The following is a 26,484-nucleotide window of genomic DNA, read 5'->3' on the forward strand; positions in this document are numbered from 1 at the left end:
ATATGACGAGCCCCGTTCAATTTTATCTTTTGGCTAGATTGGTCGGTGCCCAGCAGCGCCGATTAACGTGTCAGATCACCTAATCCACCCCGAAGAGTGTCCCATTTAAAACGGTAGATGCGTCGGGATCGTTTGATGGTGACGGCGAGGACATATGCACGAAACGCTACGATCCCCAGGCCCACCCAGAAAATCAGCCAGGCCGGCAGGAAGTCGAGGTTATGCAGCCCCATGCCAAAGCCCATGATCGCACAGTCGATGCCCATGTTGTCTTCACCACGACGGGCCATCGTCGCCAACTCCATCTGGTTGTATTTCAAAAGCCAGCCAGCGTTGTTCCGATTATACCAGTGAAAATAAAACGATGCCCCGCTGATCAGCATAAGCGCCCATGACAGGAACGGTGTAAGCATTGGGATATGATGGTGCATTATAATTCTCCTAGGTGAGGCCCGGCGTACCGGCGGGATTGAAACTGTCCCAGGCGCCACCCGGTCCGTCATCAAGCGGCCCGTTGTCGGCGGGTCCGATATTGTTGAATTGATTGGTTGGCATCCGCAGAGCCACGGGCGTGTAGAAATAGGTCGACGTGCCATCCGCGCGGTCCTGGATGATGTCAGGGATCAGCAGCACCTTGTCACCGGCGGCACTGGTAAAGACACCTTCAGCCTTAATCATCTGCTCCATCTGCGTCTTGCTGATCAGAACCAGTATGCCCAGCTCTTTCTGGACTTTGCCCTCGTTACGGGTGTTTTCCTGGCCGATGATTTTGTCACCGTACCCATTCGCGGATGAAGACCTGCCCGAATACCTTTCTTGTGTGCCGACGCTGTCTGTGTAGCTATGCTGGCTGGCAATCGTGAAGTTGCCCGTTCCTGTCCAATAGCTGACATCTGTGGTGTAGGTCGTCGTAATGCTGCCAACACCCCCTGGTCCCAGTGAGCCGGGCGCCAGTTCCTCGACATCCAGATTGCCATTTCCCAACGCATCCCACGGCGGGGTAAACGCATAGGCGGCTTTTCCGGTTGCACTGCCTGCGTAGTAATTATTGGTGCAGTCCGTAAAGGTCGGCGCAATGACCTTGTGCAGCATGTTGGTCTCGAAATTCTCACCCGAGCTTTGCGGGAAAGAGACGCCACGAGCAAAGTTCTCTGCCTTGGGATTCACAAGAACCATATCCGCTGTTTGACGGAAAACATCAAAACCGATGCCCGGGTTGTTCGGCGATCCGGTCCGGTGTGATGAATCAAATCCGATCAGGTCGAAATCCCTCATCGAATAGCCAGAGGTGTATTGCCAATGGAACCCGGTATCGACCTCCCACGCGGTGAACCCGTCGAGGAATGATCTGAGATTGTGATGCTGGACCGGTTGCTTCTTGGCGACCACACCACCGAAAGTACAGGCATAGGCCTCGTTATTCTCAAAGCCCTCAATTGCCGAGAATGCTTTGGGGATGGTTGTTCCCGGAAGGGCGGAAAGCCCATAAAACGCACGAATTTCTTCGGTGATGCCGGGGTACACGTTGGTGCCAAAACTAACCCGCGAGGTCCAGAACAAGCCCGACTGGCAATTTGATGCGATGCAGTTTTTGACGTTGAGCGGACGGCTGTTTGTCCAAAACCCATGACCCAGATCACCAATGTCATGACCACCGTCTTTTAGCTTGCTCCCCTCAAGTGATGTCCAGGGGCGACGAGAACCAGAAGCAAAGCAGCCGTTGAATTCGCCAAAACTGCCGCCTCCCTCGCCGGTAAAGCCCACCGACTGAAAATCATAGGCAATGCAATCGTGCATTTCACCGTGACTGTCATGGTGAACATATACCCAGCCCGGGTTATCCATGCCCACTAGCCCCCGAAAGATCGTCGGGTTCAGTGTCGGGTCATCCGGACCGTTCCGATGGAAGTGCCAGGCATAGCGACCGGTCGTGTTGGTATCTGCGTCGACGGTACCGCCGCCCATGATGTATTTCATCAGATCAACGGGGGTCTGCCCATTGCGCGCATCCATGTCGGTACGACCCATTTTGCGGGCCTCCATATACTCGACCGCGTTGGCGTCCTTGTTCTTGAACAACTGGTGTGCACGATGCTTGTTAAGCGGATTGGCACCTGCGGTGTAGGTCTTGATGTTACGCGTCAGGTTGGCCACATGCGCCGTCAGGGATGCCCGGCGATGACAGGCCGGATGCGGAAAACTTAGCGCGGCGAAAGAAATGACCGGTGCCGATGGTGAGCTGTTGTCGATCGCCGTGATCAGGCGCGTTTCGTTTTCCCAAGGCTCCCAGTTAGCGTCCGAATACCCCTTCATGCGCGTGCCGGTGATCAGAATTTCGTCACCAACTTGCCACCCGGATGCAGCGCCATCCAATGTAACTGAGGTTGCTCCTTGCGGAATGCTCCCTACCGCACGGCGATATGCCTGCTTGGGCGCGCCATAGATAAGCGAGGTGCCAAAACACACGAAACCTCGTTGCATCTTGAAGGGGTCATTCGACACATCCAGATCGCCGTTATCTGCGAATTCGATGTTGATCGTCGTATCCGCAGGAACCGGGCTTGCCTGCGTACCAATTTTGTAAAGGCCTGTGTGATCCACAAAAATCGTGTCGACCACGATCTTTCTGTCCCCGGACGTGTCATAGCTGAGGGTTCCGTCAACCCGAAGCCAGTCGTATTCGATATCCGAGTTTTCATCATAGGTGACCTCGATCCCCTGCGGGATCAGAATCTTGTCGCCTGAGACGGGCTTCACCTGCGTTCCGCTGTCGGTGTTGTACCAAGTCGTATCACTCGACCAGTTCCCGTTGACGACGGCAACCACATTGGCGGTGGCGCGATTACAGTGACTTTTGATGCTGTTTACATCCATCCGCAGCCGCGTGTCTGAATAGGCCGCATCGTCATAGGATTCCGCAAGCGCCTTTGCCGCAGCAGAAAGCGTTGCCGGATCGCCGCTTGGGTTTTCGTTTCCGTTATTGGGAACGCGGGGGATTGTTCGAATGGGTCCACTGCCGGTCGCCGTCAGTGGCTTGCTGTCGATTGTCTGCATGGGTTGTCCTTACGTGAAGGTGCCGTTGACCGTGAAATCTCCGCCAGACCCCAGATTGGTTCCAGCGTTGTAGGTCGCAGCCGGGCCGTGGATGTCATAGAGGGGAACACCAAAGGCGGAATGGCTGATCGCGGGATCGACAAGGTTCAGACCATTGGTGAAATTGTTCCGTACAGCAGCCTGCGAAATGTCGGGCAGCCCGCCTGACAGTTCCGTCGTTGTCCAAAAAGAGGCGCGATACGAAATCAAATCGGTTATCCGCTGCCCGCCCAAGGATGCAAACAGCGACGTGCCGCTTTCCGCCCCATAGGGGAACACCGTCGATGTTCCTCCAGTTTCAAGGGCGTTAATCGCCTCGGTCCAGGCACCGCTGGTTTCATCCCAAAGATAGGCCTTTATCTGGGCATCCGTTCCAACGATCTGGAACGACACCAGCAGATGCAGCCTATCCCCGAGCACCTGTGCCGGCATCACGTAATCCTTGATGCCGGAATCTATGATGACCTTTAGACGAGGCGTCTGAAAGCCATCGGTACCGTTGTTCCAATCCTGCGAAAGCCCGTTTCTGATATTGGAATTTTCAAAACCCACCAACGTCCGTTTGGCATCCTGGGAGGATTCGTAGGAAAGAAACCAAAGATGTTCCGCGCTAGAGGGAAGAGGCGACGGAAATTGCAACCAAGCAGAACCGCCGCTGCTGGCACCGGTTTCGGCAAAGCCCAATACGCTTGGGACAGATTGCGCAATGCCGCTGCGGATCAGGCTGAATGCTGCGCTGTCCATCAGGAGATATCTCCCTGGGCAACCCATTCATTCGTTGCGACTTTGCGCAACACAACGCCTGAATACCGGTTGTTGATCGTGACACTGCCCGCCGTTGTTCCGTTAACCGTCACGCCAGCATCGCCTGCGACCGTGGTTGCACCAGCGCCAAGTTGAGTGATGGAAATGACCGAACCGACTTCAAAGGCGACCGTTGCGTTTGTCGGGATTGTCACCGTGTTTGACGACGCATTATCCATGTCAATATTGAAGCCCACATCGCCGATGACGGGCGTATAGCTTGCACCGGTCTGCGTTTTGACGTTGGCGACACCAAACCCCTGACCCGTCGCGATATCAAAAGCACCCATGTTATCAGGGAGTTGTGAACCGTGATTGAACCATATAACCGTCTTGTCGCTGGCCTGGGTCGGGCGTGGTACCGTGTGTGATCCACCAGCGTCAAAAACAATGACCTCACGCTCGCTCTTACGAACAAAGTTGGAAATGTCCTGAGTGACAATGTCCCCATGATTGTCCAGAACCCCATAAATCTCCTGTAGGGCCCCCTCGACATCCGTTTCCGAAGTGAATGCGCCTGCATCCGCGATACCGACAAGTGCGGCACCTGATCCGTCAGCATTCGAGGACAACGTCGCGGATGTCATCACGTTCAGGATCGCCCGAACAGCGCCTGCGCTCAAGACTTCTACCTCACCAGTGCCTCCGCTGGTACGGCCAAGCAGTCGATTTGTAGAAATCTGCTCAATCTTGGTCAGAGTCACCGCGCCATTGTCGATCTCTGCGGTTCCCACTGTGTCGGCATCCGCTAGAGCACCGGAATTCGCCGTGGCCCCGGGGGACACGCCTGCAAGCTTTGATTTCTCTGCGTCACTAAAAGCGTTTGTGTCGCTTTCCGCTTCATAGAGCGCCTTGATCTCTACCCCGGACTGATCGGCACTGGCACCGTTTTCGACATTCAGGAAGCTTCTGACATCATTTGCGGTCAGTTCTTCGCTATTGCCACTGCCGCCCGAGGTTCGCCCCAGAATACGGCCTTGGGCGACATTTGAAACGACATCGACCGTGCCGCCCCCACCGCCACCGGATTGCCATGTCGCACCACCCAGTTCCGCATCAATCGCCGATACGATTTCCGCACCCGATTGATCCGCAGTCGCACCATTCTCAACATTCAAAAACGCTCTGACATTCGCCGCGGTCAACTCTTCGCTATCACCGTTGCCAGTTGAGGTCCGCCCCAGAATTCGGCCTTGTGCGACATTCGACACAACGTCGACAGTGCTGCCCCCGCCACCACCGGATTGCCATGTCGCGCCCCCCAGTTCCGCGTCAATCGCCGATACTATCTCAGCACCTGATTGGTCTGCGGTCGCCCCAGTTTCGACACTGTCGATCTTGGCAAGCTGCGCCCCGGTCGCGAACTTATGGGCACTCGCATCGTCGTTTATATCGTCAGCATCAAGCACAACATTACCTGTCGCGCCATTCACGCTATCGACTGCGTTTGCCTCTGCATTCGCCGGGATCGCTGCCAGCTTGCTTTTTTCAGCATCTGTAAAGGCATTCGTGTCTGTATTCGCCTCGTATCGGCTTTTTACCGCCTCGTTCAGAGAGCCGTCACCGCCTGTATTGAATTCTGTCGCCATGGTCTAACTCCTCATGCCGCGTTAAAGATCACCGGGTCGCCGTTCCAAACCAGCGGATCGCCGTTCAGCTCCAAGCCTCCGGAAATAAATGTGAAATCCCCGCTCAGGACATTCGACGCATTGCCTGCCCCGTCGATAACCCCGACATGCAATCGCCAGTTACCCGCTGCAATCCCGGTCGGATCGAAACTGGATATGTTCGCCCCAACCGTCGCCAGGGCCGTGCCCGACGCTTCACCAATGGGTTTCGCTAGAAAAACCCGGGCCAACGCGTGGAGGGCCTGTCGGGATCAACCAAGTAAAGATGCACGCGATCCGCTCTTGCGAGACGTTCGCTCTTTGCTTTGCCAAAGGCAGATCAGGAAGATTTGGACGGTGCTTGGTCAACGTGATCAAGCCGACCGACGTCAAAGACACCCGGACCGAATGCGTTGAAACGACATCCGGCAAATTCCAAATTTTTCATGTTTCCCAAACACCCGCTTTGGTTGCAAAGTACGAGCGACAAGGTTGGTTGGTTCAATGAAGAATTAGTAACCAGACTGGCCGATGCTCACCAGTTGCCTCATAAGCAGGTGAAAGTTTTTTCGCTCTCAGCGTCAGCAATAGAAGCTTTTTTCTTTTTTTATGTATAAAAAACAAAACTGTATATAAAATCACGTTTCACAAAGCTCTGACCGAGGTTTACAAGGTTAATCAAACCTTGGCCGCAACACCGTAAAATCAGACGGTCCCGGCTATCCACAAAATACTACTCATAGGTGTATGCGACTCAGGGGCTTCCTGCACCCGGGCCTGTTTGCGTGAAGTACACGAATATGCCGCCACCCAGGTCATCGACATCCTGATAAACCAGCTTGCGCGGCAGGCGGATGGTGAAGTCCTGCGCATCATCACCGGCTTTCCATGGTCGTTCGGTCAGGCGGCACAGCGCATCACTTCCGGTATACTCAGCAGTCGGTGCAACCTCCTGCATGAACGAAAGCCCCTGCGCCACCCGGTCTCGACCTTGGTAAATCGCACCCGACGCCAGCACGTTTTTCGCGACGCCTTTGGTCAATATAGACTGTTCTTTGCTTTGCGCCCAGGCACCGCAAAGCAGCGTACGACCATCCTTTTCACGGAATTCCGCGGCAAGTGTGATCCCGCCGCCCGAAGAATAGCTTCCGCCTGAAAGCAACAGATCATCGCCAAGCAGAGCAGAGTAAGTCTGACCAACATATGTCGTGCAAGAAGCCATCGCCAAGGTTGATATCAGCGTTGCGCTTGTCAGTTTCATGGCACATGCCTTCCGTCGATTGCGTTTGGATCGAAATCTTGCGCCTGTGGAAACGGATTACAAGCCAAAAGCCCATTCAACCCGTTTCAACAACCCGTCATTACATGTCAGGCGCCTGCAGAAAAAGCCGCGGTCTCTTCCAGCATCTCAGGATACCACTTTTCAAGCGTGGCCGCGAATTCGCTTCGGAGTTTCCCAACCTGCGCCGGCGTCAGATCCTCGCGCCAGGCCCCTGACTTGCCTTTCGTGAAAAAGCTTTTCATCGTCGCGGGCTTTTCCGAAAACCCTATCTCTTTTTCCTGCTTTTGCAATGACTTGAAGCTTGCCGCCTTGACCGCATAGGCCAGCTTGGGCCGATCAACCTTAACTTTCATGAACTTCTCAAGCATGGTCGAGATTACTTTGCCCGGGCTGGCCAGCATGTCCTCGTACCGAATGATATGCAACGGCAGGCCCGGCGCCATTGTCCAGGCGTTCACATGATCGTCCCACCGGCCAAGCAACTCATACATGCCTGTATCCGTCGCCATGATATTCTTATCCGAACACATCCGCTCAATCGTCGTGTCAAGATCCGCAGATTGGTGCCGGGCAAAAGACGGCGCCAGATCAAACGGATTACGAATGACATAGACCGCAGCAGCCGTGACCTCGGGCGGGATCACATCCAGATCATACATCCGGGTGGTCTGGCAATGCGTCTTTACGAAATGATGATTGGGCTTGGAGGCCGCGATCAACCTCAGGGCCTTTTGCCGAACCTGAAGCCATTCCTCGATCGACGATGCGCTGTAGGGCCGTCCTAATGCCCGGTCAAAAAAATCTTTCCGAATATCGCCCGTCGTGAACTTGCTCAGGCTGTTAATATCCGGGGCGCTGGTCTTTGGCATAAAGTAGTTTGCCAGAAGAACACGCACCCAGGTGTTCCCGGATTTGGGAAAAGACGCCAACCAGATAATCCGACGAAGATCATTCATCAGAAATACCCATATGCTTTCATGACCTTACGGTGCAGCTTTCGCACCCGGGCAACCTGCTCTTCGCTCAACTCCGTCTTCCAGTTGTCGCTCTTGCCCTTCGAGAAGAAAGTTTTGCTATGCCGCGATCTTTCGGCAAACCCATCTTTCTTTTCTTGGCGCGATACTTCCTTGAAACTTGAATGACGGACAGCACGATCCAGCCGCTCATCTTCTACCGGGACACCAATATTTTGCAGAACCTTGGCGAAAGAGACATGCGGGTCGGCCAGCAAATCCTCGTAGCGCAGAACACAGGTTGGATAAGGCGTCGCCTTTGTCCAGCTTTCAACATGGTCAGACCAACTGCCCAGGAACTGAAAAACCGTTGTTTCATCCGGTTGATTTACGTGATCGGCATGAGAAATCGCCGTGATCGTATCATCAACGCTCATGCCATAATGTCGGGCGTATGACAGAACCAAATCAAGCGGGTTGCGAAGAATATAGACGGCCGACCTGGTGTATTTTTCAGGGATGAGCGTCGCGCCCAAGGCGGGCCTGTTGATATTGTGGGTTTTGACCAGATTGACATCGGCATTGTTCGCCACGATGCCGCGCAGAACCTTATCTCGCAGGGCCAGCGTCACATTCACATTCATGGTATCGACATCGGGACCGCCAACCATGCGATAGGTCTTGGGAATTGAATCACCCATACCAAATTTATGCACCTGATTGATCGGCACAGGTTCTTTGGCGTTCGTCAGGTAATTGGCAAGGAAAATCCGCGTCCAGGTATTGCCTGACTTCGGATAGGATGCCAGCCAGACGATGCTTTTCTTCATTTGGGGGAAATCCGTGTGTTGTGGCGATAAACGTACCACTTCACATAAAAACAGCGGGGAGGTTTGTCACCCCCCCGCCGCATAATATCTACCTGAATTAGAAGCTCAGGTTGATGGCTGTACCGATGATGGTACCTTCCAGGTCGGTGCCTGCAGTCGCTGCCAGGTCGCTTTCCAGCCATACGGCGTAAACGTTCCAGCTAACGCCTGGGCCCAAGTCGCGGGCGGCGCCGATTTGATAGGCTTCGTAGTCATCGTCACCAGCTGCTGCGCTGTCGTTCTGACCTTGGTAGGTCAGAGCTTCGAACGACCATGGGCCAGGTGCGTCATATGTCGCGCCAAAGCTCCAGCCTTCCGAGTCCGGACGACCTGCTACACCGCCAACACCGCCAACACCGCCGTTGTCGTTCTCAGCATAGCCACCACCGATGGTGAAGCCGCTGAAGCCAACAGTTGCGCCGATGCCCCATGTTTCGGGATCCGAAACACCTGGGTTGGTTGCTGCGTTAACCGAACCTGTACCCCAGCGTGCGCCAGCGTTCAGGTCAACGGTACCGATGGTGCCGCTGTAGTTAACACCGATGTCGAAGATATCGGAAACAGTGCCTGCGCCGTTACGGTTGATGCTGAAGTTGTTACCAGCATTAACAGTGTCGGTTGCGGCATACGAAACACCAACTACCAGACCGTTGAAGTTCGGTGTGTAGTATGTGAGGCGGTTAACGTCGTTGTTACCCGCAACTTCGGTGTAACCCGAGTGCTTCGCGTCACGGAAAGGAATGCCAACGCCGGCTGCGGTGAACGGCAGGAAGGCCGAAACCGAAGGCGAGTTGATGTACATCGAAGTAACCTGAGGAGCGGCAACTTGCGACAGGTAACCTGCCGAGTTTTCGTTACCGATAACCAGTTTACCGAACGAGTCGCCACTGATGGTCATGTACGATTCGTCGATGCCGGTGGCACCGCCACCGTTGTTGGTGCCTTCAAACTGGATGTTAACGCCGAATGTCAGGCCGTTATCCAGAGTGATCGACGGAGTGAAGTGGATTTCCGAGTTGTTCAGCGTGTCGATGCCGTCAAACTCTGTACCCGCAGCCAAGCCTGTGCCGGACGAGTCCGACCATGCTACGTGCTGGTTCATGTATCCACCCCAGTCCAGGTCCCAGCTTTGGGCCGAAGCAGGAGCAGCAGCGGCAACGCCAAGTGCGATCGCGCTGGTGCAGAGAAGTTGCTTTTTCAAGGGTGTCCCTCCTCATAAGCAAGAGATTAAAGTTCCGCCGTCCCCAACGTGGACACGACTTGAATGATGGAATGCTGCAAATACCCCCCGACTGTCAACGAATGCCCCCTCTACCAAATCGTTGTTGCCGGCGTTGTGACGTTTAAATCACACACTCCCGCAGCGCCACTTTGACCCCCACCGAAGCACCCACCTGTATTTCCCTTATTTTACTGGGATTCCCTGACATTCTACGCTTGATGGTCCGATACAGCGTGGCGTTGTGGCCACGTTTGATTTTCGCGCTCAGCAAAGGTTTGGGCGTTGCGATTTGGCCACATCTCCTCACCCGGGCACAGAATCGGCAGCGCGTAGGAATTGGCCTGTGGTGATTCCGGCTATGCGGCGGCCTCAAGCCCCAGGATCGCACGTGCCTCAGCCACCGTGGCCACTGGGCGTTCATATTGCTCACAGAGCGCGGTGCAGCGGGCGACCAGCGCCGCATTCGATGGCGCCAACGTATGGCGATCCAGGCGAATGTTGTCTTCAAGACCGGTACGGGTATGCCCGCCTGCGGCAATCGCCCATTCATTGACCGCAATCTGGTTGGGGCCGACGCCGGCGGCACACCACTGGGCCTCGGGCGCGCGTTCACTCAGGATACGGACATAGAAATCGAACACTTCGCGATCCGCAGGCATGGCATTCTTCACGCCCATCACGAACTGCACATATAACTGACCATATAGAACACCCTCGCGATGCAGCCGGATCGCATGCAGGATATGGCTCAGATCAAATGCCTCGATCTCGGGTGTCACCTGATAGGTGCGCATCTCGGCCGCCAGCCACTGGATCAGGTCCGGCGGGTTTTCATAGACGCGGGTCGGAAAGTTGTTCGATCCCACAGAAAGTGAGGCCATATCCGGCCTGAGCGACAACATCGCACCACGTTCAGCCCCCGCACCTGACCGCCCTCCGGTCGAATACTGCACGATCATGCCGGGGCAATGTTTCCGAATGCCTTCCCTCAGCAAGGCAAACCGATCAGGATCGGAACAGGGCAATCCTTGATCATTGCGCACATGACAATGCGCTATCGACGCACCAGCCTCGAACGCGGCATGGGTGCTTTCGACTTGCTCATCGACGGTAACAGGCACGGCCGGATTGTCAGCTTTGGTTGGAACCGACCCGGTGATGGCGACACATATGATACAAGGCTGGGTCATGCCCGACACGATAGCGCGCCCAGTTGCATCTGTCGAACGGCCTCACTCCTCATATTCAGCCAACACTTTCTTGGCGGACCGGAAACACTCGATCGCCTGCGGCACACCACAGTAGATACCAACAACGTGGATGATGGCGCGGATTTCTTCGTGGCTCACCCCATTGGTGATCGCGCCCCGGCAATGCACCTCCCATTCATGCATCTTGCCCAACGCCCCCAACATGGCGAGGTTCATCATACTACGCGTCTTTGCCGGGATCACGTCATCGCCCCAGCCAAAGCCCCAGCACCAAGCTGTCATCGCCTCTTGGAAAGGCCGGGTGAAATCATCCGCCGCCGCCAGATTGTTTTCGACATATTCCGCGCCAAGCGTGGCCTTGCGCTGTTCAAGACCTTTCAGAAACAGGTCTTCGTCAAATGTGCTCATCGTCGTGACTTCCTTCTTTGATATGCCGTCAGCAGCTTTTTGGTAAGATCGCGCCCGGCCACAGCCAGACATTCAGGTCAAAGGCGCTCAGAACCTCTCATAAAACCAAGATATCCCGTTTAACATCAATACCTTATCCTTTTTTCGGCGTAAACGGTTCGGGAATGATATTTTGTGTTGAAAACGCCGGGCGCTCGTATTCTGGATGCTCGGGACGTTCATCAAAATCGATATGTTCGGGCGTCGTGTCCTTATAGGGAATCTGATCCAGAAAATGCGCGATGCAGTTCAGCCTTGCGTGTTTCTTCACATCTGCATTCACCACATGCCAGCGCGCCTCGGGGATGTCTGATCGCGCCATCATCTCGTCCTTGGCCTTGGAATAATCCACCCATTTCTTGCGTGATTCCAGGTCCATTGGCGACAGCTTCCATCGCTTCAGCGGATCGGTCAGACGAGACTGAAACCGCCGTTCCTGCTCAACATCACTGACCGAGAACCAGTATTTGATCAGGGTGATGCCGGACCGCACCAGCATCCGCTCCAACTCGCGGACCGAAGTGAAGAATTCCTCGTATTCCTCCTCGGTGCAAAACCCCATCACCCGCTCGACACCCGCACGGTTGTACCAGGACCGATCGAAAATCACGATCTCACCGGCGGCGGGCAGATGGGTGACGTAGCGCTGAAAATACCATTGGGTTTTCTCGCGCTCGGTGGGTGCCGGCAGGGCAACAATCCTTGCAACACGAGGGCTTAGCGACTGCGTGAGACGTTTTATGGTCCCGCCCTTTCCCGCCGCATCCCGGCCTTCGAATATCAGCGCAACACGCAAGCCCTCCTGCTTGACCCATTCCTGCAGCTTGACCAGTTCAACCTGCATTTCAGACATCGCGGCATTGTATTTCTTGTTGGAAATCTTGCGGGATTTCGTGGTTTTGTCTTCGGCAAAGGCTTCTGTCATTATATCTCTCCCTGAATTCAACGCTCTGGCGGCGATTGATCGTGGGATTGAACACGATCTGCGGGCCTCAACGCAAGCTTTGGGCAAAACGCAACTGCGTCGACTGCCTGTGCCAGTGGTCTCACTTGTGATTAACCCGCCGGTATATACCCCGGCCTTATTCAGCCCAGCCTGATCGCGACATTCTTGGTCTGAACATAGTTCCACAACGCCTCACGCCCCTTTTCCCGGCCATAGCCGGATTTACCATAGCCACCGAAAGGTGTTTCGACGCCACCGGCAAACCATTGATTTACAAAGATTTGTCCCGCTCGGATCTGGCGCGCCGACCGGGTGGCACGATCCAGATCGCGGGTAAAGACACCGCCTACCAGACCGTATTGCGTGCCATTGGCAATCTCGATCGCTTCGGCTTCGTCGCGGAACTTCATCACCGACATGACGGGTCCGAAAACCTCGTCCTGGGCCACTGTCATATCGGGGCTGACATGGTGAAGCACTGTGGGTTCCAGAAACGCACCGGGGATGTTCATCTTGCGCCCGCCAGTGGCCAGCTGCGCGCCCTGCGCTTCGGCCTCGGCCACCATCCCGGCGGCGCGGTCTCGTTGTGCATCCGATACCATCGACCCCATATTCGCGCCCGCCTCGGTACGTTCAATTCCCAGCCCGACAGAAAGAGATTTGGCAATGTTTACAGCACGTTCCACCACTTCGTCATGGCGGCTTTCATGCACGATCACCCGACTCATCGCGGAACAGACCTGCCCGGCATTCAGGTAGATCCCCCAGCGAATATCATTCTCGAACGCGTCCAGATCGGCGTCGTCATGCACGATTGCGGCGGACTTCCCGCCCAGTTCCAGCACGCAGGGCACGACATTGCTGGCAGCAGCCGTGGCGATGGCGATCCCGGTCCTGACCGAGCCGGTAAAGACGATCTGGTTCACGTCCCGGTGTGCGCTGAGCGCGGCACCTGCCTGATGCCCCCAACCACACAGGAGATTGACCGCCCCGTCGGGCCACCCGACAGCCCGTGCGGCATCAGCGAAAACCCAATTGGAACAGGGTGTTAGCTCGGGCGTTTTGACCACGCAGGCATTGCCTGTGGTCAATCCCGCAGACAGTGATCTGGCGGTCATTTCCAGTGGAAAATTCCACGGGATGATCTGAGCGGAGACGCCATAGGGCTCATTCTCGGTAAAGTCGAAATACCCCTCCCCCAGCGGGATCGACCGGCCCTCGACCGTCGAGGCCTGATTGCCGTAATATTCGAAATAAAGCGCCGCACCGCGCACCTCACGCTCGGCCTCCCATAGGGGTTTGCCCTGCTCAAGGCACAGGGTGCGTGCGATTTCATGTATGTTATCAATCAGGTAGCGCCCCATCGCCTGCACCATCCGACCCCGTTCGATGGGCCGCATCGCCGTCAGAACGCCCGAGGCATGCACGCGCTTTGCCGCCTGCACGGCGCGGTCCACATCGGCCTCATCCGCCAGCGCATGTTCGGTCAGTTTCTCACCGGTACCGGGGTTGAATACGTCGACGCGCCCTACCCCGCCATCGACCCATCTGCCGTCAATATAGTTCTGCCAATAGTCCTTCATTTACCCCCCATCCGGGCCGATTTTCCGATGTCGGTATAACGTCGGTATTTTGTCGGTATTACGTCGGTGAAATCCACCGACGTCAAATCTGAATTCTGTTGGCATACAGCCGGTCGTAATGCGGTTTCATCCGGCGATAGACCTGCTGTACGCGGTGCGGCGTATCATCCAGCGAGATATATTTGCGTTTCTGCGGCGTAAACCCCGTCGATTTGGCCAGATTGGCATGAAACGACCCGCCATCCCACCAGCTATGTGCCGACGGATCGCCGCCCGGCTCCCAGCGCAGCGCCTGCGCCAGGAAAGGGATGCCCACGGCGCCACAGAAGGCACGGGTCATGTCATGCGGGTTTTCCAGCAGATCGTCGCTGTCGATCACCGGCGGCGGCGCCCCGTTCAGCGCCCAAAGCAGATCGAACAGGGCGCGCTGTTCGGGAAACCCGACCTCGCCCTCGTGAAAATCCGGCCATTTGTGATGCATCGAGGTGATGGTCTTGGCGGGATCACGGATCAGAAAGGCATGGGTGAAATGCGACAGAAATTCGTCATGCCACATGTGGTTGATGTAATGCGGGAAGTCCTTGAGGAAGACCGGGCCGTGTTCGGCGCGGGCCTGAATTTCGGCCCACACGCTCGTCAATGTAAGGCCCGGTGTGGTGACATCGCCGGGGGTGAACCGGTGCCACAGCGGTTCCTCGCCCTGATACCATGCCTCGCCAAAAGGTTCGTGCAGGCAGTCCAGATCACCGCGCTGGCGCATCATCCATTCAAATGCGGTCGAGGTTGAGCGGGGAACGGCCCAGAGGGCGACGATTTTATGCATGTTTGCCTCCGGCGGGAGTATTTGAACCAAGAAGAAAAAGAGCGGCGATCACAGGCTGCCGAGCAATCTTCCCCGCGGCGTCGTCGGGGCGAGGCCGAGGGATTTGAAAATGCGCCAGTAGAGCGCCGTGTCGTGGCCGATCACCGGTTTGCCAAGGCGATCTTCGAGCATGCCTGTCAGGTGCAGGGGCCGTTGCGGCAGGCCGCCCGGTCCGGACCGGAAATTGCACATGCCGTTGATCAGGTAGGCATCGGCCTGCGGTGCCTCATTGGCCACATAGTCAAAGGATTTTGTTGCCAGATCGCCGTCGAACACCCAGCGGCACTCATTCACCGCCTCCTGACTGTCAAACCAGCCCTGATCGTGGAAATTGCCGGCCCAGATGACATCAAACCCGGCCTCTTTCAGAAAACCAACCGTGCCCTGCCACCATTCGGGCCAGTGATAGGCGGCGTTGAGCGCTACCTTTTCGACATTCATCGACCTGAGCGCTTCGACCATCGCGTAGCCCGCCATGTGAAAGCGCACGCCGTACTTGTCCGAGAGGTCTTCGCAATGCTGGCGGATGCCGTCGACCCCCAGACCGCTGGCATGCACCCAGTTCGAACCCACCTGCCCCGCCACATCGACGCCGTTGCGGGCCATGCAATGCACGAAATCCTCCATCATGGAGAAATTTTCGCGCCGCTGATCAAGGCCGTGCGCGTACTCCGGCGCATGCAGCATCCAGCCATGCACACCGACGGTGTCCGGCGCCATACGCAGGAAATCGCTGGGGGCGGCGTCATAATCAAACGGCGGGCAGGTAAATCCCACCTGATGCGGGAAAAGCTTGTGCTCGGGCCGCCAGGTTTCGGGCATCAGCATGGCAAATCTCCTGTTTGTTTCATCCGCCAGATCAACTGATCAAACCGGTCCTGACCGTAAAAGGGCTCATCGCGATAGATCATCAGCGGCACGCCCCAATGGCCCGCTGTCAGCATCGCCCGCGCGTTGGCGTCCAGATCCGTCTTGGCAGCCGCCCAATTGGTCTGGGCCAGCACAGTGTCCATTTCCAATCCAATCATTGCCATCGCGTTTTTCAGATGATCGCCCTTGTCCCAGCCGGGCGTCGACCCGTTCCAGATCATGCGGCCCACCGTATCAAGAAACGCCAGACCGCGGCCATGCCGGGTTGCGCCAACATAAAGCCGGTTGAGATGCTCATTAAGCGGTTGTTTTTCCTCGGCAACCCAAAGCGAATTGGGTTTGAAGGCGATGGGCGACGGTTGCGGGTAAGCGTAAGGTAAACCGAGATATTCCGCCTGCCGCGCGGTGTCGGTCGCGAAATAGCGCTGTTCCAACGCGTCCCGGTCCCGAAAACGCTCGGGCAGGCGAACCACGCCACCCAGAACCGGGCGAATAACCACCTCGACCCGCTGCCCGGCCAGCCCGATCAGGCGATCCAGCAGGAAATAGCAATAGTCGCTTTGTAGCGAATAAAAGACCTCGACCCGCGCGCCCATCCCCTAGCCGTCTACCGCCTCCCGCATCCAGTGTTGCAGATGCATGACCGAATGTTCGGAATTGACCCCGCATTTCGGATCAAGCACCAGCGGACCCGGCACGTAACCCCGTGATTTCAAACCGCGCTGAACGGATTCGACCAGGTGGATGTCTTCTTCGACAGTGGTCTCGCGATCCTGAACGGCCATCTGGCGGACGGTCGCGTTTTCCGCCCCCCCGACCGAATACCAGCCGCGCCAGACCACCACATGATCGGCGTCAATCGCGCGCCAGTGATAGGTGTTCAGCAGGTTGCCGGGATAGACCTGAAACGAGAACATCGGCCAGAGAAACCAGCTGGAATATTCCTGATTATGGGCAAAGCCCGAATTGATGTCATAGCTCATCTGATCCAGCGCATTGCATTCGGTCGTGTGGCGCAGGCAATAGCCCTGCGGCTGGATATCGTAGGTTTCGGGCTTGATCACCCCGGTGGCGAATGTCGGGTGGTTGAGGGCGCAGTGATAGCATTCCGAGTAATTCTCGACACTGACCTTCCAGTTGCAGTTTTCCGGGATTTCAACCCATTCGAGCGGCTTGAGGTCGGCCCAGTTGGGCACGAATTCTTCCAGCTCGGCGCGGGCGTTCGGGAACCAGTCGTCCATCGGCCTGGCATCGTCATCAAGATTGACGAAGATGAAGCCCAGGAATTCTTCGGTGCGCACGGATGTCAGACAAATGCCTGATTTATCAAAGCCTTCCACCGCCTTGATGTTGGGGCCTGCACGCAATTCACCGGTCAGTTCATAGGTCCAGGCGTGATAGGGGCAGACCACGACGCGGGTCTGGCCGCTGCCTTCGACCAGCTGGTGCGCGCGGTGCTGGCAGACATTGTAGAAGGTGCGGATTTCGCCATCACGGCCCCGGATGCAAAAGAGGCTTTCGCCGCCCAGATCGAAGGTGAAATAGGCGCCCGCCTCGGTCAGTGCACTGGCATGTCCGGCGAATTGCCAGCTGCGGGACAAGAGCCCCTTGCGCTCGGCCTCGAAAATCGCCGGATCGGTATAATAGCGCGCGTCGAGCGAGCGGATGGGTGCGCTCATTCGGGCTCCTCCTGGTAGATCCCCAACTGGTGGCGGCGTTTGTGGAATTTCTCGACCCGCTCGACGATTTCTTCGCTGGAGACGGCGATCACGAAGCTGAGCAGCGTTTCCAGAAGCGCGATCGTCGACACCGACGAGGGGAAGAATTGCGGCGTATCGGCGGCCACGACAAAGCCGTGCTGCGCCGCCAGGATGATCGGGCTGGCCGGGCTGTCCGAGATGGCAACGACCTTGACCCCCTGCTCGCGGGCGATGCGTACCGCCTCGATCACTTCGGCGCGGTAGGGGTGGCAGGTGATCGCAATCAGCACGTCGCGATTATCGGCCCAGGCCAGATCGTCGGTCGCGACCGAGCCGGCGCGCGGAATGGTGTGGAACCGGGTCATGCCGGTCGAGGCCAGGTAGGTGAAGTTGCGGGCGTTCGAATTGTTGACGCCCACGCCCATCACGAAAACCTGCCGCGAATTCCAGATCGCCTCGGCCGCGATTTTCAGCGCCTCGGCGCTGATCCCGGCAAAGGTTTCTTCGATATTGCGGATCGCGGCGGCGACCTGATCGGCATAAAGCCCGCCCAGATCGCCGGATTTGCGCACCTCCTGCAACCAGCGCGCCCGGTCAGGGAAACTGACCTGCCCGCGCCGGATCGCCTCGCGGAACGGCTCGCGGAAATCGTCATAGCCGTCAAAGCCCACCTGCCGCGCCATGCGCACAAAGGTGTTGGGCTTGACCTTGGCCGCATGGGCGATCTCGCGCACGGTGGAAACGCCGACATCCGCCGGGTTTTCCAGCACATAGCGCGCCGCCTTCTGCGCCTCGGGCGTCAGGGCCGACCATTCTTCGGTCAGGCGCTCCAACACGGTTGATTGTACATTTGTATCATTCATGATTGACTATGGTACATATGTGCTATTAGCCTGTCGAGGAAAATTTCACCGGGTCACACAGGAAATCCGACATGTCCGAAAAAACGTTCCCCAGCACCGCGCGGGTGGTCATTGTCGGCGGTGGTGTCATGGGGGTGGGGCTGGCCTATCACCTGGCGCATGAGGGCTGGGGGGCCGAAGTTGTGCTGTTGGAAAAGGCCGAGCTGACCAGCGGATCGACATGGCACGCGGCGGGGCAGATCACCCATTCGACCAGTTCTTTCGGGCTGGGCAAATGTGTCGACTACAATATCGGGCTTTACGCTGGCGGGTTGGAAGCCGAGACCGGACAGGCCGTCACCTGGCATGGCTGCGGGTCGTTCCGGCTGGCCTATACGACGGACGAGATGGACTGGCTGCGGCATACACTTAGCGTGGGTCGTTCGCTGGGGTTCAACATTGAACTGGTCGGCACCGACCGGATTGCCGAGCTGCACCCGTTCTACAATCTCGATGGTGTGCTGGGGGCGCTGCACACCCCCGAGGACGGCCATGTGGACCCGACCAATGTGACGATGGCAATGGCGGCGGGGGCGCGGCAACTGGGCGCGCGGATCATCCGCCGGTGCCGGGCGACAAACATCACGCAGGCCGAGAATGGAGAGTGGCTGATCGAGACCGATCAGGGCACGATCAGGGCCGAACATGTGGTCAATGCGGGCGGCACCTATGCCCGCCAGATGGGTGAATGGTCGGGGCTGCAACTGCCGATGACTTCGATGACGCACCATTACTTGGTTACGGAAAATGTGCCTGAATTCAATGATCTGGAAGGCGAACTTCCGGTGATACGTGATGATAAGCTGGTATCCGGCTATATCCGGATGGAGCAGAAACGCGGGCTGATCGGCATCTACGAGAAAGAGAACCCCAATACCGTCTGGGAGGATCACTGCCCCTGGGAGGCCGAAAACGAGCTTTTCGCCGCCGATTACGACCGGATCATGCCCTGGCTGGAAAACGCGATGGGCCGGATGCCGATTTTTGCCGAGCTTGGCATCACCCGCGAGGTGCATGGCGCGATCAGCCACCCGCCGGATGGCAACCCGCTGATCGGCCCGGCACCGGGCGTGCGCAATTACTGGTGCTGCTGCGGCACCCAGATCGGTATCGGCTGGGGCCCCGGCCTGACCCGCGAACTGGCCCGCTGGATGGTACATGGCGCGGCGGATATCTCGATGCGTGACTATGACCCGCGTCGCTTTGGTGCTTACGCAAAGAAAGACTGGCAAGTCATTAAGGCAAAAGAAGATTATTGCCTGCGTCACGAAATCCCATTCCCGCATTTCAACCGGCTTGCGGGCCGTCCGATCAAAACCTCGGGCATATACCAGACGCTCAAGGACAAGGGCGCGGTGCATGAAGAGGTCTATGGTTGGGAACGCCCCCGCTGGTTTGCCCGCGACGGGGTGGACCAGCGCGATTACTACGGTTTCGGGCGAACGCCGGTGCATGACATCGTGGCGCAGGAATGTCGCGCCATCCGCGAGGCGGCGGGGGTCATGGACATCTCCTCCTTCGCCAAGATCGAGATTGCGGGCGCGGATGCGACAGCCTTCCTTGACGGGATGGTTGCGAACCGGTTGCCCGGCAAGGATGGGCAGATCATCCTGACTCATCTGCTGAACCAAAGGGGCCGGATCGAGGCCGAGGTGACCATCGTCCGGCTGGCGGAAAACTGGTTCTACCTGACCTGCGCCGCCTTCTTTGAACAACGCGTGATGGATTGGCTTTCGCAACACATCCCCGAAGGCGCCGAGGTGACGCTGCACAATCAATCCGCTGAATACGGTGCGCTGGCGCTGCAGGGCCCGCAATCGCGCGACATCCTGCGGCAACTGAGCGATGCTGATCTCTCCAACGCCGCCTTCCCCTGGCTGTCCTCGCAGGACATCGCCGTGGCCGGACAACCGGTGCAGGCGATGCGCATGTCCTACGCCGGCGAGCTGGGGTGGGAATTGCACATGCCGATGGCCCATCTGGCCCCGGTCTACGAGGCGATCAGCAATACCGGCACCCCGCTTGGCCTGCGCGATACCGGGTCTTTCGCCATGAACGCGCTCAGGATGGAGAAGATGTTCAAGGGCGCGGGCGAACTGACCAACGAAGTGACCCTGCCCGAGGCCGACGTGATGCGCTTTGCCCGGCTGGACAAGGACTATCTGGGCGCAGAGGCCACCCGCACCAGCGCTGCCCAGGCCGCAAGTGACGCGATGCCCTGGGTCTGCGCCTACATGGAAATCGAACCCGATGGCGTCAATGACGGTCATGGCGGCGAGGCGGTGTTGCTGGGCGGCAAGGTCGTCGGTTCGACAGCTTCTGTCGCCTACGGGCACACAATGGGCAGGATTCTGGCCTTTGCTTACATCAAACCCCACGCCAACGTGGCCGGCACGGAGATCGAGGTCGTGATCGCGGGTGAACCCCGCAAAGGCCGCATTCTGGACGCCCCGGCCTATGACCCCGATAGCGTGAAACCGAGGACGGACGGATGAACGATATTCCCAGCGTAATGCAGGCCATGGTGCTGAAAGGCCACGGCGATCTGGATGCTTATGAGTGGCACGAAGACTGGCCCGTGCCCCGGATCGGCCCGGATGATGTGCTGATCAAGGTTGGCGCCTGCGGTATGAACAATACCGACGTCAACACCCGCTCGGGCTGGTATTCCAAGGCGGTGGACGATGCCACCACCGGCGGGGCCTTCGACGAGGTGGATGAAGAAGACCCCACCTGGGGCGGCAGGCCCTTGAGTTTCCCGCGCATTCAGGGGGCCGATGCGGTGGGCCGGGTCGTGGCCGCGGGGGCGAACGCAGATCAGTCCCTTATCGGCAAGCGCGTGATGGTCGATGGCTGGCAGCGCGACTGGTCTGACCCGGACAACATGGACAAGACCGGCTATTTCGGCTCCGAACGGGACGGCGGCTATGCCCAGTACACCAGTGCCGACAGGCGCGATATTGCCGTGGTCGACAGCCCGCTCAGCGATGCCGAACTGGCGACGTTCCAATGCAGCTACACCACCGCCGAGGGCATGCTGACCCGCGCCAGTGTCGGTGCCGACGATACGGTGCTGATCCCCGGCGCATCAGGCGGTGTCGGCGGCGCGCTCATTCAACTGGCCAAGCGTCGCGGCGCGCGCGTCATCGCCATGGCGTCCGAGGCCAAGCATGCCGATGTGGCCGCCATGGGCCCCGATGTGATCCTACCGCGCTGCCCCGACAACCTGCGATCGGCACTTGGCGACGAAAAGATCACTGTCGTTGCCGATATCGTCGGCGGCGCCCAATGGCCCGCGCTGATAGATGTGCTGGAACGCGGCGGGCGCTATACCTGTTCCGGTGCCATTGCCGGGCCGATGGTCACGCTTGACCTGCGCACGTTTTATCTGCGCGATCTGACCTTCACCGGCTCTACCATCATCCCACAGCACGTGTTTCACGACGTGGTGCGCTATATCGAACGGGGAGAGATCAGACCGATGCTGGCCGCCACCTATCCGCTGAGCGAGCTGCGCGACGCCCAGGCCGCCTTCATCGCAAAACGCCACACCGGCAATATCGTGGTGCTGCCGTGACCCGCGCCGTCTGGGATACCCTGCTGGATCAGGTTCGCGCAATGCACCGGGCCCATCCCAGGCTGACGGCGTTCTGTCCTTTCCCCGATGACATCACCGCCCAGCCGGTGACCCCGTATCACATCCCCTCCGCCGATCTCTTTGCCGATGAGACCGACCTGTCGGGATCGCCCTTCGGCCCGCTCTGCGATGCGATCCGCGCCGGTGGCCCCGATGCCCACTGGCGCGAGACCTACAAAGGCACCGATATCGGCGATGATTTCATGGATCGTTTCGGCTGCTACTGCATCATCGGCGATGGCGGCCCGTTCCAGAGCCGGACCATGCGCGCCTGGATGGTCTATATGCCGCCCCATCTGCATTACCGCTGGCATCACCACCCGGCGGAAGAGATGTATCTGGTCCTTGCCGGCAGCGCCCGGTTCTTCTGTCAGGGCGCGGCGCCCGAAGTACTCTCGGCCGGGCAGACCTCAGAACATGCCAGCAACCAGCCCCACGCAATGGAAACTGAAGGCAGCTCGGTGCTGAACTACGTGATCTGGCGCAACGGTTTCGATACACCGCCCGTTCTGACGCCCGAGGACATGCCATCATGAAGATCGCCCGGATTGACATCTACCAGGTCGATCTGCCGGTCAGGGGCGGGGTTTACCGCCTGTCGGGGGGGCGCGAATTTACCAGCTATGACGCCACGATCGCGCGGATCACCACCGCATGCGGGCGCATTGGCTGGGGCGAAAGCACGCCGTTTGGTGCCACCTATGTTGCCGCCCATGCCGCGGGCACCCGCGCCGCGATTGACCTGCTGGCCCCGGCCCTGATCGGCATGGATCCGCGCCAGCACGACCGCTTGTGGGAGAAGATGCAGACAACCCTGCGCGGCCACCGCGACGCCCGCACCGCGCTTGACGTGGCCTGCTGGGACATCACCGCGCAGGCCGCCGGTCTGCCACTTTGTGACATGCTGGGCGGGCGTGTGCCGGGCCGCGTGCCGGTGATCTCTTCCATCGGCGGCGACACGCCCGAGGCGATGCGCGCCAAGATCGCCGCCCACCGGGCGCAGGGTTTCATCGGTCATTCGGTAAAGATCGGCGCGGCCGAAACCGAGGGCGGCCCCGCGCTTGACGCCGAGCGTATCCGCGCCTGCCTTGCCGACCGCCAGCCGGGAGAGTGGTTTCTGGCCGATGCCAATAACGGCCTCACGCCGGAACACGCGCTGCGCATGCTCGCACTTTTGCCCGACGGGCTCGATTTCGTGCTGGAGGCACCCTGCGCAACCTGGCGCGAGACCCAATCCCTGCGCGCCCGCAGCACCGTGCCGATCCTGCTGGATGAGCTGATCCAGTCCGAGGGCGATCTCATTCAGGCCATCGCCAATGACAGCTGCGATGGCGTCGGTCTCAAGGTCTCGAAACAGGGTGGCGTCACCCCGATGATCCGCCAGCGCAGCATCGCGGCGGCGGCAGGCATGGTGATGTCGATCCAGGATACCGTCGGCAGTGAAATATCCTGCGCCACCATCCTGCATATCGCCCAGTCAACCCCGCGCACCCTGTTGCGCTGCGCCCTTGATCCGCGCACCATGGTCGATCTCAGCGTGGCGCATCTCGACGCGCCGGTCACCGATGGCGGCGTCACGGCTCCAGCCACGCCCGGGCTTGGCATCACCCCGGACATGCAGGTGCTGGGCGATGCGGTCGCAAGCTATGGTGGCAGGTCATGATGCTTCTTCTTGGTCAAAATACTCACATTGCCCCGGCGAAATTGCCACTCGCCACCGCAGCTCCGGACCTGACCCGGACGCGGCCCGCAGGGCCGCCCCCCGCGACGCGCGCCAGCGCGGCGCAATACTCATCCGGCCCGACGCGCGCAAGCGCGGCGCAACACCCCCGGGGGGCAACCCCGTGAAAATCACCCGCATCCGCCTCTTCAAGACCGACCTGCCCTATGTGGACGGCACATATGTCTGGGGCGCGGGCAACGCCATCGCCACCGCCAAAGCCTCGGTCGTGGTGATCGACACCGATGCCGGTCTGCAGGGCTGCGGTGAATTCACCCCCTGCGGCGAAAACTACATGGTCGCCCATTCCGAGGGGGTCGAGGCGCTGGCCCGCCTGATCGCCCCCTCCCTGATCGGCGAAGACCCCCGACAGGTAGCCCGGATCGAACGGCTGATGGACACGCTCGTGCAGGGCCACGGCTATGCCAAAGCCCCCTTTGACGCCGCCTGCTGGGATCTTCTGGGCCAGGTCACGGGTCAACCGGTCTGGATGCTGATGGGCGGCAAACTGACCGATGGCGCACCGATGTACCGCGTCGCCCCGCAAAAGCCCGTGACCGAAACCATCGCCGAGATGGACCGCCACCGCAAATCCGGCTATCGCCAGTTCCAGATCAAGGTGGGCGGCGACTGGGCCACCGATATCGACCGTATCCGCCAGACCGTTCCGCTTTTGCACCCCGGAGAGAAAGCGATGGCCGACGCCAATCAGGGCTGGCGTGTCGATGATGCCATCCGCGTGGCACGCGCCACGGCTGATCTCGATTACATCCTCGAACAGCCCTGCAAGACCTATGAGGAATGCCAACAGGTGCGCCGCATCGCCACCCAACCGATGAAGCTTGATGAATGCATCACTGGCCTTCATGCCGCCCAGCGCGTCGTGCAGGATCGCGGCGCGGAAATCTGCTGCCTCAAGATTTCCAATCTCGGCGGGCTCTCCAAGGCCCGGCGCGTCCGGGATTACCTGGTTGAAAACCGCATTCCCGTCGTGGCCGAAGACACCTGGGGCGGACAGATCACCTCCGCCGCCGTGGCCCATTTCGCCGCTTCGACCCCTGCGGAATATCTCGTCAATTCCACCGACCTGATGAATTACAACACCCGCAATACCGGCATCGGCGGCCCTAAGGCCAGTTCCGGAAAACTCTATGCCAGCGACTCGCCGGGCCTTGGCGTGTCGCCGGATTGGGATAGCCTCGGGGCACCCATCGCAACCTATGAAGGCCCATCATGACCCATCCCTGCACCGCCACCCCGCTGATCGACGATGCCCGCACCCGCGTCACCCGGTTCGAATTCACCCCGGGACAGGAAACCGGCTGGCACGTGCATGACTACGATTACGTCATCACCGCACTGACCGATTGCCACATGCGCCTCGAAGAACCGGGCGGCGAAAGCCGTGACGTTACCGTCCCCGCCGGCGCCGCCTATCGCCGCGACGCCGGCGTCGAACATAACGTCATCAACGCGGGCGACGCGCCCATGTCCTTCATCGAGGTCGAGTTGAAATGAAGATCACCCGTCTGACCGTCTGGCAGCTCGACCTGCCCCTGACCGAGCCCTACTGGCTCTCCGGCGGCAGGCTGCGCTTTGATCAGCTCGACAGCACATTCCTGCGCATCGACACCGATGCGCGGCTCAGCGGCTGGGGCGAAGGCTGCCCCTGGGGTCACACCTACCTGCCCGCCCACGGCCCCGGCATCCGCGCCGGTCTGGAAACGCTGGCACCGGCACTTATCGGCCTTGACCCGCGCAGCGTGGATCACGTCAACCGAGTGATGGATGTGCAGCTGCCGGGACATAACTTCGTCAAATCCGCCATCGACATCGCCTGCTGGGACATCCTCGGCCAGGCCACCAACATGCCGCTTTGGCAATTGCTGGGCGGCGATGCACCTGCCCCCGTCGCGGTCAATTCCTCGATCTCCACCGGCACCCCGGACGAGATGATCGCACGGATCACCCGCGCCGCGGCCAAGGGCTACACGGTTCATTCCGCCAAGGTCGGCGGCGCTGATCCCGCCGCCGATATCGCCCGGATCGAAGCGATTTCCGCTGCCCTGCCCCCCGGCCACCGCGTCACCTTCGACGTCAACCGTGCCTGGACGCCCGCCACCGCGATCGAGGTGCTGACCTCCACCGCCGCCCGCGACTGGGTCGAACAGCCCTGCGAAACCCTGGCCCAATGCGCCCATGTGGCGGGCCGCGTGCAAAACCCGATCCTGCTCGATGAATGCCTGCACGACATGAACGATCACCTCGAGGCCTGGCAGCAGGGCGCCTGCGAGGGCGTCAAGATCAAGCCAAACCGGCTGGGCGGCCTGACCAAGGCCCGACAGATCCGCGATTTCGGCCTCTCGATCGGCTGGCAAATGCATATCGAAGACGTGGGCGGCTCGGCCCTGGCCGATACGGCCGCGATCCACCTCGCCGCCGCCACGCCCGAGGCTTATCGCCTTGCGTCCTGGCTCTGCCACGATCACCTCGCGGTCGATCCGGTCCCGGGCCAGGGCGCACGCAACGCTGGCGGCACCGCCACACCGCCCAATGCCCCGGGCCTCGGCGTCACCCCCGATCCGGACCGGCTCGGTTCTCCCGTCGCAACCTACGAGCACTGATCCCATGCTTCTTCTTGGCCGAAATACTCACATCATACCGCTGACATCGCCCCGCACCGCCACACTCCCGGGCACCACCCAACCGCGGCCCGCCGGGCCGCCCCCCGGCGACGCGCGCAGGCGCGGCGCAAAACCTCCGGCAGGCACAAATC

25 protein-coding genes are annotated in these 26,484 nt (G+C 59.1%); 7 read left to right on the top strand and 18 right to left on the bottom strand.

Annotation, left to right across the window (positions count from 1 at the left end):
* Positions 1–62 precede the first annotated feature (62 nt).
* The 18 genes from Q1B27_RS18480 to Q1B27_RS18565 form a co-directional block, all read right to left on the bottom strand.
* Entirely contained in the window at positions 63–431 is a 369-nt protein-coding gene (locus tag Q1B27_RS18480; RefSeq protein WP_299849734.1) for a hypothetical protein, read from the bottom strand.
* A gap of 10 nt (positions 432–441) precedes the next feature.
* The gene (locus tag Q1B27_RS18485) at positions 442–3,054 is read right to left on the bottom strand and encodes a G8 domain-containing protein (protein ID WP_299849736.1); all 2,613 of its coding nucleotides are present in this window, start codon (positions 3,052–3,054) and stop codon (positions 442–444) included.
* A gap of 9 nt (positions 3,055–3,063) precedes the next feature.
* The gene (locus tag Q1B27_RS18490) at positions 3,064–3,837 is read right to left on the bottom strand and encodes a hypothetical protein (protein WP_299849738.1); all 774 of its coding nucleotides are present in this window, start codon (positions 3,835–3,837) and stop codon (positions 3,064–3,066) included.
* Positions 3,837–5,486 (bottom strand): hypothetical protein, encoded by a 1,650-nt coding sequence (locus tag Q1B27_RS18495; RefSeq protein WP_299849740.1) that lies wholly within the window; start codon positions 5,484–5,486, stop codon positions 3,837–3,839. The genes Q1B27_RS18490 and Q1B27_RS18495 overlap by 1 nt, the downstream gene beginning before the upstream one ends.
* A gap of 11 nt (positions 5,487–5,497) precedes the next feature.
* Positions 5,498–5,755 (bottom strand): hypothetical protein, encoded by a 258-nt coding sequence (locus Q1B27_RS18500; RefSeq protein ID WP_299849742.1) that lies wholly within the window; start codon positions 5,753–5,755, stop codon positions 5,498–5,500.
* 503 nt (positions 5,756–6,258) lie between these two features.
* Positions 6,259–6,765 carry a hypothetical protein gene (locus tag Q1B27_RS18505; protein ID WP_299849744.1) on the bottom strand — a complete coding sequence of 169 codons (507 nt, stop codon included), beginning with the start codon at positions 6,763–6,765 and terminating at the stop codon, positions 6,259–6,261.
* Positions 6,766–6,872: 107 nt separating this feature from the next.
* Positions 6,873–7,742 (bottom strand): sulfotransferase domain-containing protein, encoded by an 870-nt coding sequence (locus tag Q1B27_RS18510; protein ID WP_299849746.1) that lies wholly within the window; start codon positions 7,740–7,742, stop codon positions 6,873–6,875.
* Complete coding sequence (locus Q1B27_RS18515; protein WP_299849748.1) at positions 7,742–8,569, bottom strand: sulfotransferase domain-containing protein; 828 nt, start codon at positions 8,567–8,569, stop codon at positions 7,742–7,744. Before Q1B27_RS18515 ends, Q1B27_RS18510 begins: the two co-directional genes overlap by 1 nt.
* Before the next feature lie 97 nt (positions 8,570–8,666).
* Positions 8,667–9,809 (bottom strand): porin, encoded by a 1,143-nt coding sequence (locus Q1B27_RS18520; protein ID WP_299849750.1) that lies wholly within the window; start codon positions 9,807–9,809, stop codon positions 8,667–8,669.
* Positions 9,810–10,186: 377 nt separating this feature from the next.
* Positions 10,187–11,020: a 3-keto-5-aminohexanoate cleavage protein gene (locus Q1B27_RS18525; protein ID WP_299849752.1), complete on the bottom strand. Its 834-nt coding sequence runs from the start codon at positions 11,018–11,020 to the stop codon at positions 10,187–10,189.
* A gap of 42 nt (positions 11,021–11,062) precedes the next feature.
* The gene (locus Q1B27_RS18530; protein ID WP_299849754.1) at positions 11,063–11,449 is read right to left on the bottom strand and encodes a carboxymuconolactone decarboxylase family protein; all 387 of its coding nucleotides are present in this window, start codon (positions 11,447–11,449) and stop codon (positions 11,063–11,065) included.
* Between the two features lie 133 nt (positions 11,450–11,582).
* Positions 11,583–12,413, bottom strand: a complete 831-nt coding sequence (ppk2, locus tag Q1B27_RS18535; protein ID WP_299849755.1) for a polyphosphate kinase 2 — start codon at positions 12,411–12,413, stop codon at positions 11,583–11,585.
* Between the two features lie 161 nt (positions 12,414–12,574).
* Positions 12,575–14,017: an aldehyde dehydrogenase family protein gene (locus tag Q1B27_RS18540; protein WP_299849757.1), complete on the bottom strand. Its 1,443-nt coding sequence runs from the start codon at positions 14,015–14,017 to the stop codon at positions 12,575–12,577.
* 82 nt (positions 14,018–14,099) lie between these two features.
* The gene (locus Q1B27_RS18545) at positions 14,100–14,840 is read right to left on the bottom strand and encodes a sulfotransferase family protein (RefSeq protein WP_299849759.1); all 741 of its coding nucleotides are present in this window, start codon (positions 14,838–14,840) and stop codon (positions 14,100–14,102) included.
* Between the two features lie 48 nt (positions 14,841–14,888).
* Positions 14,889–15,707 carry a hypothetical protein gene (locus Q1B27_RS18550; RefSeq protein WP_299849761.1) on the bottom strand — a complete coding sequence of 273 codons (819 nt, stop codon included), beginning with the start codon at positions 15,705–15,707 and terminating at the stop codon, positions 14,889–14,891.
* Positions 15,701–16,345, bottom strand: coding sequence for a DsbA family protein (locus Q1B27_RS18555; protein WP_299849763.1), 645 nt, complete (start codon positions 16,343–16,345; stop codon positions 15,701–15,703). The genes Q1B27_RS18550 and Q1B27_RS18555 overlap by 7 nt, the downstream gene beginning before the upstream one ends.
* A gap of 3 nt (positions 16,346–16,348) precedes the next feature.
* Positions 16,349–17,428: an aromatic ring-hydroxylating dioxygenase subunit alpha gene (locus Q1B27_RS18560; protein WP_299849766.1), complete on the bottom strand. Its 1,080-nt coding sequence runs from the start codon at positions 17,426–17,428 to the stop codon at positions 16,349–16,351.
* Positions 17,425–18,312 carry a MurR/RpiR family transcriptional regulator gene (locus Q1B27_RS18565; protein WP_299849768.1) on the bottom strand — a complete coding sequence of 296 codons (888 nt, stop codon included), beginning with the start codon at positions 18,310–18,312 and terminating at the stop codon, positions 17,425–17,427. Before Q1B27_RS18565 ends, Q1B27_RS18560 begins: the two co-directional genes overlap by 4 nt.
* Before the next feature lie 71 nt (positions 18,313–18,383).
* On the opposite strand from Q1B27_RS18565, the gene Q1B27_RS18570 reads away from it, so the two are divergent.
* The 7 genes from Q1B27_RS18570 to Q1B27_RS18600 all read left to right on the top strand — a co-directional run bounded on the left by Q1B27_RS18570 (position 18,384) and on the right by Q1B27_RS18600 (position 26,332).
* Entirely contained in the window at positions 18,384–20,846 is a 2,463-nt protein-coding gene (locus Q1B27_RS18570; protein WP_299849770.1) for an FAD-dependent oxidoreductase, read from the top strand.
* Entirely contained in the window at positions 20,843–21,928 is a 1,086-nt protein-coding gene (locus Q1B27_RS18575; RefSeq protein WP_299849772.1) for an alcohol dehydrogenase family protein, read from the top strand. Before Q1B27_RS18570 ends, Q1B27_RS18575 begins: the two co-directional genes overlap by 4 nt.
* On the top strand, positions 21,925–22,524 hold the full coding sequence (locus tag Q1B27_RS18580) for a dimethylsulfonioproprionate lyase family protein (RefSeq protein ID WP_299849774.1): 600 nt from the start codon (positions 21,925–21,927) through the stop codon (positions 22,522–22,524). The genes Q1B27_RS18575 and Q1B27_RS18580 overlap by 4 nt, the downstream gene beginning before the upstream one ends.
* Entirely contained in the window at positions 22,521–23,651 is a 1,131-nt protein-coding gene (locus tag Q1B27_RS18585; RefSeq protein ID WP_299849776.1) for a mandelate racemase/muconate lactonizing enzyme family protein, read from the top strand. Before Q1B27_RS18580 ends, Q1B27_RS18585 begins: the two co-directional genes overlap by 4 nt.
* 181 nt (positions 23,652–23,832) lie before the next feature.
* Positions 23,833–24,945: a mandelate racemase/muconate lactonizing enzyme family protein gene (locus Q1B27_RS18590; protein ID WP_299849778.1), complete on the top strand. Its 1,113-nt coding sequence runs from the start codon at positions 23,833–23,835 to the stop codon at positions 24,943–24,945.
* Complete coding sequence (locus tag Q1B27_RS18595) at positions 24,942–25,226, top strand: cupin domain-containing protein (protein WP_299849780.1); 285 nt, start codon at positions 24,942–24,944, stop codon at positions 25,224–25,226. The genes Q1B27_RS18590 and Q1B27_RS18595 overlap by 4 nt, the downstream gene beginning before the upstream one ends.
* Positions 25,223–26,332, top strand: coding sequence for a mandelate racemase/muconate lactonizing enzyme family protein (locus Q1B27_RS18600; RefSeq protein ID WP_299849782.1), 1,110 nt, complete (start codon positions 25,223–25,225; stop codon positions 26,330–26,332). Before Q1B27_RS18595 ends, Q1B27_RS18600 begins: the two co-directional genes overlap by 4 nt.
* Positions 26,333–26,484: the final 152 nt, after the last annotated feature.

The sequence above is a fragment of the uncultured Roseovarius sp. genome, from assembly GCF_947489715.1.
In the GTDB taxonomy this organism is placed as follows: domain Bacteria; phylum Pseudomonadota; class Alphaproteobacteria; order Rhodobacterales; family Rhodobacteraceae; genus Roseovarius.

Bases quoted from the DNA above. Each gene is read 5' to 3' on its own strand.
- Q1B27_RS18530 (WP_299849754.1), bottom strand. From the start codon at position 11,449: ATGAGCACATTTGACGAAGACCTGTTTCTGAAAGGTCTTGAACAGCGC.
- Q1B27_RS18545 (WP_299849759.1), bottom strand. From the start codon at position 14,840: ATGCATAAAATCGTCGCCCTCTGGGCCGTTCCCCGCTCAACCTCGACC.
- Q1B27_RS18525 (WP_299849752.1), bottom strand. From the start codon at position 11,020: ATGACCCAGCCTTGTATCATATGTGTCGCCATCACCGGGTCGGTTCCA.
- Q1B27_RS18595 (WP_299849780.1), top strand. From the start codon at position 24,942: ATGACCCATCCCTGCACCGCCACCCCGCTGATCGACGATGCCCGCACC.
- Q1B27_RS18505 (WP_299849744.1), bottom strand. From the start codon at position 6,765: ATGAAACTGACAAGCGCAACGCTGATATCAACCTTGGCGATGGCTTCT.
- Q1B27_RS18510 (WP_299849746.1), bottom strand. From the start codon at position 7,742: ATGAATGATCTTCGTCGGATTATCTGGTTGGCGTCTTTTCCCAAATCC.
- Q1B27_RS18495 (WP_299849740.1), bottom strand. From the start codon at position 5,486: ATGGCGACAGAATTCAATACAGGCGGTGACGGCTCTCTGAACGAGGCG.
- Q1B27_RS18600 (WP_299849782.1), top strand. From the start codon at position 25,223: ATGAAGATCACCCGTCTGACCGTCTGGCAGCTCGACCTGCCCCTGACC.
- Q1B27_RS18515 (WP_299849748.1), bottom strand. From the start codon at position 8,569: ATGAAGAAAAGCATCGTCTGGCTGGCATCCTATCCGAAGTCAGGCAAT.
- Q1B27_RS18575 (WP_299849772.1), top strand. From the start codon at position 20,843: ATGAACGATATTCCCAGCGTAATGCAGGCCATGGTGCTGAAAGGCCAC.
- Q1B27_RS18555 (WP_299849763.1), bottom strand. From the start codon at position 16,345: ATGGGCGCGCGGGTCGAGGTCTTTTATTCGCTACAAAGCGACTATTGC.
- Q1B27_RS18570 (WP_299849770.1), top strand. From the start codon at position 18,384: ATGTCCGAAAAAACGTTCCCCAGCACCGCGCGGGTGGTCATTGTCGGC.
- Q1B27_RS18550 (WP_299849761.1), bottom strand. From the start codon at position 15,707: ATGCTGATGCCCGAAACCTGGCGGCCCGAGCACAAGCTTTTCCCGCAT.
- ppk2 (WP_299849755.1), bottom strand. From the start codon at position 12,413: ATGACAGAAGCCTTTGCCGAAGACAAAACCACGAAATCCCGCAAGATT.
- Q1B27_RS18485 (WP_299849736.1), bottom strand. From the start codon at position 3,054: ATGCAGACAATCGACAGCAAGCCACTGACGGCGACCGGCAGTGGACCC.
- Q1B27_RS18480 (WP_299849734.1), bottom strand. From the start codon at position 431: ATGCACCATCATATCCCAATGCTTACACCGTTCCTGTCATGGGCGCTT.
- Q1B27_RS18540 (WP_299849757.1), bottom strand. From the start codon at position 14,017: ATGAAGGACTATTGGCAGAACTATATTGACGGCAGATGGGTCGATGGC.
- Q1B27_RS18585 (WP_299849776.1), top strand. From the start codon at position 22,521: ATGAAGATCGCCCGGATTGACATCTACCAGGTCGATCTGCCGGTCAGG.
- Q1B27_RS18565 (WP_299849768.1), bottom strand. From the start codon at position 18,312: ATGAATGATACAAATGTACAATCAACCGTGTTGGAGCGCCTGACCGAA.
- Q1B27_RS18560 (WP_299849766.1), bottom strand. From the start codon at position 17,428: ATGAGCGCACCCATCCGCTCGCTCGACGCGCGCTATTATACCGATCCG.
- Q1B27_RS18490 (WP_299849738.1), bottom strand. From the start codon at position 3,837: ATGGACAGCGCAGCATTCAGCCTGATCCGCAGCGGCATTGCGCAATCT.